General features: G+C 38.2%; 16 protein-coding genes. 12 read left to right on the top strand and 4 right to left on the bottom strand.

Going from position 1 to position 12976, the window contains the following annotated elements; genetic code table 11:
• Nucleotides 1-8: 8 nt before the first annotated feature.
• Together BLQ18_RS00135 and BLQ18_RS00130 are read right to left on the bottom strand one after the other, a co-directional pair.
• A complete protein-coding gene (locus BLQ18_RS00135; RefSeq protein ID WP_090293610.1) occupies nt 9-551 on the bottom strand; it encodes a thioredoxin family protein in 543 nt (180 codons plus the stop codon).
• Between the two features lie 99 nt (nt 552-650).
• Nucleotides 651-1694: a response regulator transcription factor gene (locus BLQ18_RS00130; RefSeq protein WP_175443689.1), complete on the bottom strand. Its 1044-nt coding sequence runs from the start codon at nt 1692-1694 to the stop codon at nt 651-653.
• 91 nt (nt 1695-1785) lie between these two features.
• Here BLQ18_RS00130 and BLQ18_RS00125 point away from each other — a divergent pair, with 91 nt between their 5' ends.
• From BLQ18_RS00125 to BLQ18_RS00095, 7 genes are all read left to right on the top strand, one after another.
• Nucleotides 1786-1941: a YqaE/Pmp3 family membrane protein gene (locus tag BLQ18_RS00125; RefSeq protein WP_090291467.1), complete on the top strand. Its 156-nt coding sequence runs from the start codon at nt 1786-1788 to the stop codon at nt 1939-1941.
• A 186-nt stretch (nt 1942-2127) separates the two neighbouring features.
• Nucleotides 2128-2865 carry a hypothetical protein gene (locus BLQ18_RS00120; RefSeq protein WP_090291464.1) on the top strand — a complete coding sequence of 246 codons (738 nt, stop codon included), beginning with the start codon at nt 2128-2130 and terminating at the stop codon, nt 2863-2865.
• A 32-nt stretch (nt 2866-2897) separates the two neighbouring features.
• On the top strand, nt 2898-3614 hold the full coding sequence (lipB, locus tag BLQ18_RS00115) for a lipoyl(octanoyl) transferase LipB (RefSeq protein WP_090291462.1): 717 nt from the start codon (nt 2898-2900) through the stop codon (nt 3612-3614).
• Between the two features lie 187 nt (nt 3615-3801).
• Complete coding sequence (locus tag BLQ18_RS00110; RefSeq protein ID WP_139150342.1) at nt 3802-4260, top strand: hypothetical protein; 459 nt, start codon at nt 3802-3804, stop codon at nt 4258-4260.
• Nucleotides 4261-4341: 81 nt separating this feature from the next.
• Complete coding sequence (locus BLQ18_RS00105; RefSeq protein WP_217630563.1) at nt 4342-5502, top strand: amidohydrolase; 1161 nt, start codon at nt 4342-4344, stop codon at nt 5500-5502.
• Between the two features lie 111 nt (nt 5503-5613).
• Nucleotides 5614-6288 (top strand): hypothetical protein, encoded by a 675-nt coding sequence (locus BLQ18_RS00100; RefSeq protein WP_090291458.1) that lies wholly within the window; start codon nt 5614-5616, stop codon nt 6286-6288.
• Nucleotides 6289-6301: 13 nt separating this feature from the next.
• Complete coding sequence (locus BLQ18_RS00095) at nt 6302-7045, top strand: DUF6090 family protein (protein ID WP_090291456.1); 744 nt, start codon at nt 6302-6304, stop codon at nt 7043-7045.
• Nucleotides 7046-7117: 72 nt separating this feature from the next.
• On the opposite strand, the gene BLQ18_RS00090 is transcribed toward BLQ18_RS00095, so the two are convergent.
• Nucleotides 7118-7810 (bottom strand): TapB family protein, encoded by a 693-nt coding sequence (locus BLQ18_RS00090; protein ID WP_090291454.1) that lies wholly within the window; start codon nt 7808-7810, stop codon nt 7118-7120.
• Between the two features lie 16 nt (nt 7811-7826).
• Nucleotides 7827-9137, bottom strand: a complete 1311-nt coding sequence (locus tag BLQ18_RS00085) for an OmpA family protein (protein ID WP_090291452.1) — start codon at nt 9135-9137, stop codon at nt 7827-7829.
• 195 nt (nt 9138-9332) lie between these two features.
• Between BLQ18_RS00085 and BLQ18_RS00080 the strand changes: the two genes are divergently transcribed.
• The 5 genes from BLQ18_RS00080 (at nt 9333) to BLQ18_RS00060 (ending at nt 12970) form a co-directional block, all read left to right on the top strand.
• The gene (locus BLQ18_RS00080; RefSeq protein ID WP_090291450.1) at nt 9333-10184 is read left to right on the top strand and encodes a helix-turn-helix domain-containing protein; all 852 of its coding nucleotides are present in this window, start codon (nt 9333-9335) and stop codon (nt 10182-10184) included.
• 90 nt (nt 10185-10274) lie between these two features.
• Nucleotides 10275-10673 carry a hypothetical protein gene (locus BLQ18_RS00075; RefSeq protein WP_090291448.1) on the top strand — a complete coding sequence of 133 codons (399 nt, stop codon included), beginning with the start codon at nt 10275-10277 and terminating at the stop codon, nt 10671-10673.
• Nucleotides 10670-11155, top strand: coding sequence for an anthrone oxygenase family protein (locus tag BLQ18_RS00070; RefSeq protein WP_090291446.1), 486 nt, complete (start codon nt 10670-10672; stop codon nt 11153-11155). Before BLQ18_RS00075 ends, BLQ18_RS00070 begins: the two co-directional genes overlap by 4 nt.
• A 12-nt stretch (nt 11156-11167) precedes the next feature.
• Nucleotides 11168-12007, top strand: a complete 840-nt coding sequence (locus tag BLQ18_RS00065; protein WP_090291444.1) for an SDR family oxidoreductase — start codon at nt 11168-11170, stop codon at nt 12005-12007.
• Nucleotides 12008-12052: 45 nt separating this feature from the next.
• Nucleotides 12053-12970 carry a TolB-like translocation protein gene (locus BLQ18_RS00060; protein ID WP_090291442.1) on the top strand — a complete coding sequence of 306 codons (918 nt, stop codon included), beginning with the start codon at nt 12053-12055 and terminating at the stop codon, nt 12968-12970.
• The last annotated feature ends 6 nt before the right edge of the window (nt 12971-12976 follow it).

The following is a 12976-nucleotide window of genomic DNA, read 5'->3' as shown; positions in this document are numbered from 1 at the left end:
GGCCGTGTTTAATATGCGTAATTGGGCGTGTACGACTTTTTTAAAAGGATTTGTGCCATATCTTCTTCCAAAGATTCTAAGGGTCTTTCCACAATTCGGTTGACCTCTTTGCCATCTTTAAAAAAGATTATGGTGGGCACTTTAATAATGTTCAATCCTTTTTCTTCTCCTGTGGGACTTTTTTTGTAGTGCCCTTTGCGGTAATCCAAGGCTACAATCTCTAGCTGCGCCATCGGAAAATCTGCTGCTTCCAAAATCTTGATGAATCTGGGCGATTCTCTTTTACTGTCCCCGCACCAAGTCCCTAAAAACAATTTGATGTGATAGGATTGCAGTTGCTCTTTAAAAAGCTCTACTATGGTTTGGTCCACTCCGTAATTGTTTTGCCCATTTTGAAACCAATTTCGGTAGGGTTCGGTTTGAAACCCTTCTAGGTTTATTTGCCCGACAAGCATTTGGCGACCGTCTTCCGTGATGATTTCGGTGTTGATTTCTTGTGCTGAAGTAGCAACTATGCAGAGCATTAGCAATGCGGTAAAAACATTTTTCATGATTTTGTAATTAATGGTTTGTGAGGCCAAATTCAACAAAATCAATAGCTGAAAGGAATTTTGAACGTTGGAAATAGAGACTAGACCGGGGGTTGAATTTTATTTTTTGAAGCGAACCAACATCTCTTCCCTTGAAGAAACATCCAGTTTTTTGTAGAGGTTGTTGATGTGGGTTTTTACCGTGCTGACACTCACAAAAAGTTCAGTTGCAATTTCTTTATTAGTCTTATCTTCTAATATCAGATGGACGATTTTTTGTTCTTGTGGAGTCAGTTTTTCCAAAAGGGCATTAGGTTGATTTTTTCGTTTTTTACCCAAGAAAAAAACAACATTTCCTAAGATGGAAACCGCCAGAAGTGCAATTAAGGTTCGGTTCCATTTGGAGGATTTGGGCTTTGAAAATTGCGCAAGTTCCTTGTCGGTGGTTATTTCGGCCACATATTGGTTGGTGAAATCTGAATTGGGATAGCTGTTTTCTAAACGCTCCACTAGATTTTGATAATAGGGGTTTTCTGAAAGATCATTCAAATAGTACTTGAAGGTTTCGTTCCTTTTGTCAGATAAAAAATCATAGATGTAAAGTTCAGCCAATGGCTCATTAAATTCCTCGCCAAAATCGTGCAACGTGCGGAACCACTTTTTAAAGTTCAATTTTTTACTGGCCTCACTGGGAAAATCGACAAAATCGTAGGCCATTTGATTTTTCAGATTTTCAATTTCCAAAAGCAATCCAGAATTTGGGTTGGTGGAATTGATGGTGCAAAGTGCCTCGTCTTCAAAAGAAGTTGGAAAAAGGAGGGTGTCCTTATTGTTGGCAATAAATAGCACACTTTTACTATTGTTGCACTGCCCTAAAAAATGATTGGCGCTCTCATTGTCCGAACAACCATCCAAATGAATTCTATAGATCCGATTGGCAATGTTCAGGTTGTTGCCTTGAAAATTAAAATGTCCCAAGGAATCCACTTCCGATTTTTGGACTATTTGGTCCAAATATATCCTTGAAGATTTACGGTAGTCTTCTATAACCGACAAATAAATTGAGCTACCAGCATTTTCTTGGGCCACTTCTCCAGAAAATTGGTATTGCCCAAAAAGCAAAGGAGCGTTGATTAAAAGTAAGAGTAGGACTAAAAATCGCATTTGTTCACCGATTCTGAATAAATGTAATGGTTTTATGTAACAAAAACTGCTTTTTGATGACCAATAAGTATCATCAATCAAAATCAAATCAATGAGTTTCTGGAGAGTTTTATTGGCCATACTTTTTCCTCCCCTTTCCGTAATCGGGAAAGGATGTGGTTCTATTTTAATCGTGTTTTTATTGACCCTTTGCGGTTGGGTGCCAGGAGTGATTGCAGCCTTGGTTATTTTAAATAATCCCAATTAATCTTTTGAATTCAACTAGTTGAAAAAGTTTGTTTTTGGACAGGGATAAGTCCTGTTTTTGAAGTCGCCATCCAACGGTTGTTTATCTAAAAAGACAATTCATGGTTGTTGGTAAGATGCCATTATACTACTTTTAGCCTCCATGAACTTGGGCACCAAACACTAAAACCATTAAAATAATCAACACATGAAAACATTTAAAGCTCTTTTAGTTAGCGCCATTGTAGTATTGGCCGCTGCCTGTAATTTTACCGAAGAAATCCATTTTAAAGATGATGGTTCGGGGAAACTTTCCATACAATTTGATGGCTCCGAGATGATGGAGATGGCAGGGGAAGAAATGGCAAAATCGGGAGAGAAAGCTGTAGATTCCATTATATCTTTCAAGGATTTTTTGGAGGAGAAAAAGGACAGTATCGCCCAATTGCCTGCAGATGAACAAGAAAAGCTTAAAAAATTGGAATCATTCAACATGCGCATGGTCATGGATCCTGAAAAAAAACTCATGATGTTCGATTTGTTCAGCGAGTTTAAAAACGTGAGCGAAATGAACGATGCGTTCAATACTTTTCAAGATGCCAGTACTTTAGGGCCAAATGCGAACCCACAGCAAGCCCAAATGAAATCCCAAGAACAAGCCACTAAAGTAAACTATGCTTTTAAGAACAACACCTTTACCCGTACGGCTGAAATTATTGATCAAGGACTTTTACAACAGCAAATTGATAGTTTGCAAGGTGCCGAAATGTTCTTATCAGGGTCTACCTATACCTTAAAATATCATTTTCCGAAACGGGTAAAATCCACCAATGTGGAGGAGGCAACATTTAGTGCCGACGGTAAAACCATGATCTATGAAGTTGGTTTTATGGAAATGATGAAAAACCCATCCCTGTTGGATATTGAGGTAAAGCTCGAAAAATAGTTTTCCTTGGCAGCACTTTGTATCTTTGCGGTATGAACAAGAAAGTTGCATTACAAGACCTCGGTTACAAGGATTACAAGGAAACTTGGGACTACCAAGAAGCTCTTTTTAAGGATATTGTGGACACTAAAGTGCGCAATAGAAGGGAAGATGCTGGACTTGAAACCCAGAACCATTTCTTGTTTGTAGAGCACCCTCATGTGTATACCTTGGGTAAGAGTGGAGACATCAACAATTTATTGGTGGACGAAAAAATTCTCGAAGAAAAAGGTGCAACTTTTTATAAGATCAATCGTGGGGGTGATATTACCTACCATGGACCTGGCCAGATTGTAGGTTATCCCATTTTAGATTTGGACAACTTTTTTACTGATATCCACAAATACCTACGTTTTTTAGAAGAAATGGTGATTCTTACCTTGACTGAATATGGTCTAAAAGCTGAACGTTCTGAAGGGGAAACAGGTGTTTGGTTGGATGTGGGGACTCCTTTTGCCCGTAAAATTTGCGCTATGGGGGTACGTGCCAGCCGTTGGGTGACCATGCACGGTTTTGCCTTGAACGTAAATGCTGATTTGGGCTATTTTGACCTCATGATTCCCTGTGGTATTAAAGGCAAAGCAGTTACTTCTTTAAACGTAGAACTTGGACAAAAAGAAGTAGATGTTGCCGAAGTAAAGGAAAAACTACTCAAACACTTTACTGCACTTTTTGAGGCAGAGTTGGTTTCTGAGAAATCCTCTGTTTAAGAAAATACAGTCCATTCTTTTTCATCCGTCAATTCAGATGGGGCATTCGTGAATTGGAGGTGGAAACTATATTATGTTTCAGTTAATTTCACGAGCATGTTACTAAAACATCATTACATGATGTTAGCTGTAAAAGTTGAATTTAATGTGAAGAAACCTAAATGACTAAAATTTTCCTATTCTAATTGTGCTTTTTTTTCTAATGTCATGTAAGTTCATAGAAAAAGATAAAATAGAATTTAAAAAAAACCAGAATGAAAAACTGATTGCAAAAAACTCCAATAATAATATACATACTGAGGCGGGTGAATACGAATGGATACATGAATTCAAAACTGATTTGGGTGATTCACTTGGAGATTTATATATCAAATCAATTAATGATTCTATTTTTAATTCATTGAGAATTTTGTCCAAAAAGGATACAATTTATAAAATCGATAACCTAGATTTTTGGAATGTAAATGGAATAGATTTTGACATACCAAAGAATCAGGAAAATTTTTATGGATATTCTATTCGACTTCTTGGAGAAAGTCATGTTGTATTAAGTTACTACAGAAACAAAGGGCAAAATATTGCTGATGACCTGACTTTATATTATGAATCAAATAAAAAGGTTTTTGAAATTATGATGGCGCCGTAAAAATGGAAAGGATATAATCTAGGTTTCCTTTTTAAAATATTCTATTAATTTAGAGCTAGAACCCATTTAGTTCAACACAAATTGATCGACCCAGAAATCCTCTCATTCCGACACCAGCTTCATGTAAACCCAGATTTGTCGAATGTTGAGCAGGGAACAGCATCCATCATCAAAAATTTTATTGCACAATTTCACCCCACTTCGATTATTGAAAATATAGGAGGTGCAGGTTTGGCTGCGGTTTATGAATTTCCCAAAAAAGGAAAAACCATTGCCATTCGTTGTGAACTGGATGCACTTCCCATTTTGGAAAGCAATCCATTTGAGCATAAATCAACCAAAGAGAGTGTTTCCCATAAATGCGGACATGATGGCCATATGGCCATTGTGGCAAGTTTGGCCAAATGGCTTCATGAAAGTGCATTTGAAGCAGGAAAAGTGGTGTTGTTGTTTCAGCCTGCCGAAGAAATTGGGGAAGGGGCTGAAAGAATTGTGAACGACCCAAGATTTAAGGTCTTGCAAACCGATTATGTTTTTGCACTCCATAATATTCCAAAAGAACCGATGCACAGCATCATTCTAATTGAAAGTGGATTTTCAGCAGAAGTCATAAGTTTTGAATTAAAATTAATGGGGAAAAAATCCCATGCTTCGGAACCCGAACATGGCATTAACCCTGCACTTTGTATTTCTGAATTGGTGGGTGAAATGAATAAATTAAATGTGTCGGACCCTAAAAAACCAGACTTTGCTGTGTTGACTCCCGTTCATATGTTGGTGGGACAAAAAGCATATGGAATTTCCGCGGGGAGTGGTGAGCTTCATTATACCTTAAGGTGTTGGAACCCTGAAAAAATGCAAACCCTTAAATCCACAATTTCAAACTTAATCAAGCAGAAGAGCAAACAACATCGATTGGATTTTGAGCTTAATTGGCTGGAATATTTTCCTGCAAGCAGTAATGATTTTGAATGCAATGCATATATTCAAAAAGCGGCTTTAGAAAATGATTTTTATATTATTGAAAGAGATCATCCCTTTAAGTTTGGAGAAGATTTTGGATGGTTTTCCAAAACGTATAAAACGGCCATGTTTGGATTAGGAGCAGGATTGGAAACTCCAGCTTTACATAATCCAGATTATGATTTTCCAGACGAATTGATACCTACAGGATTTTCCATGTTTACTTCCATCATTCAAAATATATTGCTTGGCCCTACTAAGGTTGATATGGGTGATTGACTTGGAATTTTCCAATTAGAACATCGAGAGAATATTTCTTAACTTACTGCTTGACTTTGAATCATTTAAACAGTTTCGAATTCCAATAACTGACTTTTAAATTTTAATTAAATGAAACAAATCTTAATAGCACTTGTACTCATTGGAGTTTTGAGTTCCTGCAATACCTCAACTAAAAATAAAGACGAAGAATCTGCAATGGAAGAAACAGTCGTGGATAGCACAGCCCTAAAAGCCGAAACAAACTTCGTTCCCATTGATTCCGATGAGGCATTGGTCGCAGCTTCCTTAATGGCAGCGCCAGCAGAAAGTAGAGATGGATGCAAAGTAATTGGCTACAATATGGCTGGTGAATTTGTAACCTTCAAAGAAGGAGACAATGAATTTATAGTGCTTGTAGATGACCCTAAAACAAATGGATTTAATGCCGCTTGCTATCATAAAAGTTTGGAACCCTTTATGGCAAGGGGTCGTGAATTGAGGGCTGAAGGTAAATCAGGTCCAGAAATATTTGATATTCGAGAGGAAGAGGCCAAATCTGGTAAATTGGATATGGGGAAACCAGGAGCAACTTTGCATTTGTACTACGGACCCAGCGATAGTTATGATCCGGAAACTTTTAACGTGGAAGATGCACAATATCGTTACGTAGTGTATTTGCCATTTGCAACTGCTGAGTCAACTGGGCTGCCAGAAACACCAATTGGTTCCAATCATCCTTGGATTATGAACCCAGGAACGCACAGGGCGCATATCATGATAACTCCATCAGGAATGGTTCATTAAAACTGGCTGGCCAATGATTAAATTTTTCGGGAAGATTCGTAAAACACTAGTGTCCGAAGGTAAAACGGTGAAGTATTTAAAATACGCCATTGGCGAAATTATCTTGGTTGTTATCGGAATCCTTATTGCACTGCAAGTGAACAACTGGAATATAGACCGCCAAACCCGAAATAAAGAACAGACGTATTTAAAGGAAATTCGAAATAACCTACAGCAAGATTCAATTAGGCTTCAGGTTGTGTTGGATTTTAATGAGAATAAGGTGAAGATCGTGGATGAAATGCTTCAGATTTTTGTCGATACCCTCACCAATGAAGAGCGGTTCCGAATTTTTAATAAAAATGCCAACGACTTTACTTTTTATGATGTTTTTGATCCCGTGCGGATTGCATTTAATAATATGTTGTCCGCTGAGAGCATTGATCTAATTGAAAACGGGGAGCTTAAAGCAGCACTATCGGAATATTATAATTTTGATTATTTGGGTGGGGTACAGAATCGTATCATGGTTTTGAATCGAAGGGTTGTAGATGATTCTTACCCCAAGTTGTTTACAAAAGAATTTGTTTCAAATGCCTTAGGATTTTCTTCAAAAATACCAACTGTTTCCGAAATGGATATTGCCTCTGATGTAAAGTTGATGACCGATCTTTTTGGAATTAAAATGATCATTAATAATCAAAATCAGCTAATAATTGATACCCAAAAACAAAATCAAGACCTTATTACTTTATTGAATTCTGAATTGAACCGATAATGGAAAACAAGAAATATGTTCATAAAAAAACCGAGGCTAGAGCCTCGGTTTCGTAATTTAAAAATGTTGTTTTTATTTGTTGAGTTGGGTCAATAATGAGCTGGCCATCAATTTTCCGCTTTTGTTATACGATTCCTGTTTTACCATACCCACACCTTCGGCCAACCACATACGGGATGGAAAAGTTTGGTTGGTCATCATCATTTTGGTTCGGGTTTCGCTATAAATCACATAACAATCAAAAGTACCTGCAGGAGTGGTAATGCTTTCCTGTTTTTCCACTTTACGATTAATGGTCTCTATGTTCGTATTCATATTAATGCCACCACCCATTTTCATTTTAATACTAAGATTGGCATCAGGCAGGGTTTGTCCCACAGAGAGGTTGTTGGGCAATTCCACATCTGTGCCCGAAATATCCATTTCCATGTCCCCCATTTGGCTCAGCATTTGCTCGTTCATCAACGATTCGAAATCAATGGTTACCACATTTCCATCGCAGGTAATATCATAATCGGAAGTATAGGTTTTTCCCTTTTTGTCAATCATTTCCATCACCATGGTCGCAGTAGTGGTGCTGCCTGAGTTTTGCACATCGGTGACTTTATAATTTATTTTTCCCTCCTCTTTCCCCTTTTTATCATAATTGGTGTATTGAAAAGAGACATCATCGGTCAAAGGATAGTAAGTGCTGCAACTGGTTTGTGCGGTGGAAGCTTGCAGGGCAAAAATTGCCATTACAAGTAAAAGAAAATAACGTTTCATGTTTTAGTGTGCTATATTAAAGTTTAATGAATTCAACGCGTCGGTTTTGTGCTTTGCCCTCAGCTGTGCTATTGTCACCCACAGGAACACTCTCGCCTTTGCCTTCGGAGCTTAACCTATCGGCGGAAATACCGTAAACGGATACCAAGGCATTTTTTACAGCTTCAGCCCGATTTTTGGAAAGGTTGATATTGTTCTCGTCAGACCCGTCGGCATCGGTATGACCTACAATATTAAGTTTGATGGAACTATCTTGATTCAATACTTGTGAAATTTGACGAATGATCCCCATGGATTGTGGCAAGATGTCTGCAGAGCCAGAATTAAAGAGAATGCCATTGGTTGAAATTTTCCCTTCAGCCAGTAGTTTTCTTCTAAGATCTACACCTCCCTCAGCAATCTTTAAGTTACTGATTAGCACTTGTTCTTGATTTTTTTGCGTGTCGATTCCGTTTACCTGAAACTTAACATGATTGATCAGGTCAGGTTGCACAATAAATTGAGGTAGGTCTACAATTTTGTTTTCGTTGAGCCAAAGTCGATATCTGTTTTTATTTACCGCAATAGAAACATGGACCACCTCTTGAAAAACATCCCTTAAATCTTGCTGCATGGTATTCTGAATGGGCGAGGGGTCATCTTTAAAATAGTTGTCAACCTTTACACCTATTGGAATGTACTGGCAAAGTGAAAGAACTGACAGTGCATTGCTCTCATTAGTTGTTAAATGAGAGGTTTCAGATAAATAAATACGAAAAACAGCCTGAGAACTTGTGTTTTTGGTGAGATTGGTAGCCTTTAGGTCAAATTCCAAAGTAAAATCCTCGGGAAGTGCAGTGCCTAAATTGGGTACCGTTAAACTCTTATTGGCAATTGCGTACCATTTGCCAGGTATGTTCCCGACCGTAACCACTTCTCCAGACCCATTGGTGTTCCATTTGGATGGGAAATCACCTATGAACTCATCATTAAAATCATCAAAGAACAATGGTTTGTCTCCTGGTACATAATCAAATTTGCTGTACACCTCAATGGTTTGTGGACCAGCTTTTACGGTACCTGATGGAGTAGTGTTTTCTTCATTGGGTAGCTCACCGTTTTGTGGCGTATTACCAGGGACTTGTTTTCCTCCAGAACCTGGTTCCAGAATGCTGTCCAAAACCTGATCTGTCTTTTTTGAGGTTTCTTTATCTACACGATTTTCAACGGTACGCTGTGCGGCCTTTTCTGCTTTCTTGGTTAATTTTTTAAAAAATTGTGCTTGTGTACTGGTACCTAACAACAAGGTAAAGATGAGACAGGCCCAAATTTTGTTGGAGATTTTCATTTCTAGTGTTTTTTAGTTTGTCGATTAAGCAATTCGTACCAAGCTACATAAATGTGGCCGCTGTTGGAAATCAATTTGTACAGCTCGTACGAACTGATGTATAAGCTGTTACCTAAATGGAGTAAGGGATGAAATTTTCTTAACTTCACCGATGAAACTTGGAACAGATTTGGAATCATATTTCATAACTAGGGTATGAACCGTGAAATATTGGACATAAACGATTGCACTATTTTATTGGAAGAAGCCTCTACCGATAATTCTTTGGTGGATTCGTGTTTTTTTGATGAGCCTGTAATTGCCATCGCCTTTTATGGAGCTGGGGATGTGGGCTTAAAAGTAAAGTACGAAGGGAAAACCAAAGAGTTCCATCATACCAAGGGCATGGTGCTTTCCTTCTATGCTGATGAGCAAGTTGAATTTGAACATCATGTTTCGCCCGATAAGCCTTTACAATGTTTGGTGATTGCGACGACCATCAGAAACTTAGACAAATTACCCAATGGAGAAGGCCAGTTTTTGGAGCAGTTTTTATCACCTTTGGTGCATCCCAAAGATCATTACGTCGAAGGTCCCGTTTTTAAAATGTCGCCAGAAATGTTTTTGTTGGTGGAGCAGTTTTTCAGCAACACTTATGAAGGAGGCATTAAAATGTTGTTTTACAAAAGCCATATGACAGGCTTGCTTTCACATTATTTTGGACAATTGGCTGCGCAACAATCCATTCAAATGGATGCGTCTCAATTGGAAAAAATAAACCTAGCCCAAGAAATTCTATTGTCCGACTTGGAAAATCCACCTTCTCTAACCGAATTGGCCCATAAAATTGGAACCAACACCAATACACTAAAAAAGGAGTTCAAAGCGCAATTTGGGGTTCCCGTTTTTAAATACTTGCAGAACGAACGCCTAAAAAAAGCCTATAACCTTATCAAAAACGAACAAAAAACCATTCAAGAGGCTGCTTGGGCTGTAGGTTACGATAGTTTGGGTTCGTTCTCCAATGCTTTTGAAAAAAAGTTCGGCTACCGACCTAGCCAGGTGTAAAATTCTTTTCGAATAAATCAAAATGCTTTCCGAATAAGTGGCTGGATAACAGCCGCTATAGCTTTGCGTCATAATTAAATACCAAAGATTATGACCAGCAACACATTTCTTAGTATCGCCTGCGGAGCTTTAGTTTGGCTATTGGGCGTAAGTTTTTATCTCACATCGTTTTATGCTCCCATTTTGCAGGATCCTGCTAAACAAGCCAACATTGTTTTGATTTTGGCAATTGTGCCCAGTTCATTTTTGGGAGCCTATTTGTTCTATAAAAAAGGACTAATGAAACCTGCTTTGCTGGCCCTCACTTTTGTAATTGTTGCAGCACTTTTGGATGCCTTTATCACCGTTCCTGTATTTATAATTCCAGCAGGGGGGAACCATACGGAATTCTTTTCTGACCCTATGTTTTATGTGATTGCTGCCGAGTTGTATCTCGTCACATGTTACTTTGGTAAACATCAATATCAACATCAAAACATCAAAAAATGAAAACAGTCGTCTTTATAATTACCGTGCTCCTGAATGCGCTTTCCGCAGGATTTTTCTTTGCATGGTCTGTTTCCGTCATCTTGGGCACCAAAAAAGTGGGGGATTTCACCTATTTGGAAACCATGCAAAACATCAACAGGGAAATTCTAAACCCCATGTTCTTTATGGTGTTTTTTGGAAGCTTGATCACTTTGGTCTTCAATACAATCCTTCAATATAATCAAAAACCAGTGTTTGGGTTGGTATTGGCTGCGGCAATAATTTATTTGATTGGCACCTTTGGAGTTACCGTCTTTGGAAATGTTCCCCTGAATGATGCCTTGAACGTAACGGATATTTCCAGCCTAGGTGTGGAAGAATTAAAGCAATTCAGAACGCATTATGAGCATCATTGGAATCGCTACCACAACATAAGAACAGTGGCGGGCTTGATCTCATTCATCTTATTGATCTTATCTCTATTTATTCAAAAACTATATTAAAAACAACTTAGTATGAAATCAAACATTTTAGTTATTGGTGGAACTGGAAAAACAGGTCGCCGAGTAGTGGAACAATTACAAAAACAAGGTATCGAACCTCGAATTGGTTCGAGGAGTGCCTCCCCAAGTTTTGATTGGGATAACAAAGATACTTGGGTGGGAGCCTTAGAGGGTATTGAAAGAATGTACGTTACCTATTATCCTGATTTGGCAGTGCCTGGAGCTAAAAAAGCGATTGAAAGTTTAACCTATTTGGCGAAAGAATTAGGAGTTAAAAAAATGGTGTTGCTTTCGGGTAAGGGAGAAGTTGAAGCTGAAACTTGTGAGCAAATTGTGATGGGTTCGGGTATGGATTATACTATTGTGAGAGCTTCGTGGTTCAATCAGAATTGGAGCGAAAGTTTCTTTTTGGAGCCTATTCTTTCAGGAGAGGTGGCTTTGCCCATGTCTGATGTATTGATTCCGTTTGTGGATGCCGACGATATTGCTGAAGTCGCCGCCAAAGTTTTGATGGATGATCAGTACAATGGTGAAATTGTTGAGGTGACTGGACCTGAATTGATTACTTTCAAGGATATTGTTGCCACTATTGCCCAAGTGAGTGATATTAAATTAAATTTTTACGACATAACCCTTGAGCAATATGTGGAGGGAATGAATCAAATGCAACTACCAGCCGATGTGGTTTGGCTGATCGAGTATTTATTTTCCCATGTCTTGACCAATCCAAACAATCAAAAGGTGACTCATGATGTTGAAAAAGTATTGGGCAGACCCGCTAAAAAGTTTAGGGCTTATGTTGAAGAAACAGCCAAAACTGGGGTTTGGAATTCAGTTGAAGTGACCAAATAAGAGTATTTAATTGAGCCTTTGATACAACATATTTAAAATTTCTCGATGCAAAATCCAATCAGAATAATTCCAATTTTAATCAAACCCATTTTTTGGATTTTACTTTTTGTTTCAGCCTCTTGTGATAACAAAAAGGAGATTGAACAGACACCTTCCAAAGAAGCACTTTTCTTTGGACTAAAACCTCCAGGTTCAGTACCAGAAGTTTTTGCGCCAAATATTGTTTCCACCAAATTTTATGAATATGGAGGGACATTTACACCAGATGCAAAGGAGTTTTATTTTATAAGACAAGGTGGGCCACATCGAGAATCCGTCATGGTTGTAATTGAATTGATTGGCAATGAGTGGAAGGAATCGGTTGTCTCAAAGCGGATGGGACAACCTTTTATTTCTCCAGATGGCACTAAAATGCACCTTGGTAATAGCTATTTGGAACGTACGGATTCTGGGTGGTCTGAAATCAAAAAACTTGACCCGCCTTTGAATGATATACCTATAATGCGTTTGTCAGCTTCTGCAAATGGAACGTATTATTTTGATTCCTATTTTAAAGAGCATCCTGACTTCCCGTTGCGGTATTCTACGATGGTAGATGGTAAACACCAAGCTCCTCAAATATTGGATAAAAGCATTAATACTGGGATTAAAAATTTTAATCACCCCTTTATTGCACCCGACGAATCTTATGTATTGTGGGATGCGGTCAAAGAGAATGGATATGGAAGTTCTGATATTTATATCAGCTTTAAGCAAGCAAATAATTCATGGGGCGAGGCCATAAATTTGGGTGACAAATTAAATTCCAATGCATGGGAAGCATCTGCATTTGTATCACCAGATGGCAAATACCTTTTCTTTTCTCGAAATGTAGGGTCGGATAACTATGAAAATGTAGATATTTTTTGGGTAGATGCCCAAATCATAGAAAATCTCAAAAAAAATCAATCAAAAATAAACTGAACAAAT

Origin of the sequence: Flagellimonas zhangzhouensis (genome assembly GCF_900102925.1) — a bacterium.
GTDB classification, from domain to species: Bacteria; Bacteroidota; Bacteroidia; order Flavobacteriales; family Flavobacteriaceae; genus Flagellimonas; species Flagellimonas zhangzhouensis.
Note: the sequence above shows the minus strand (reverse complement) of the source record. Positions and strands in the feature narration are given on the sequence as shown.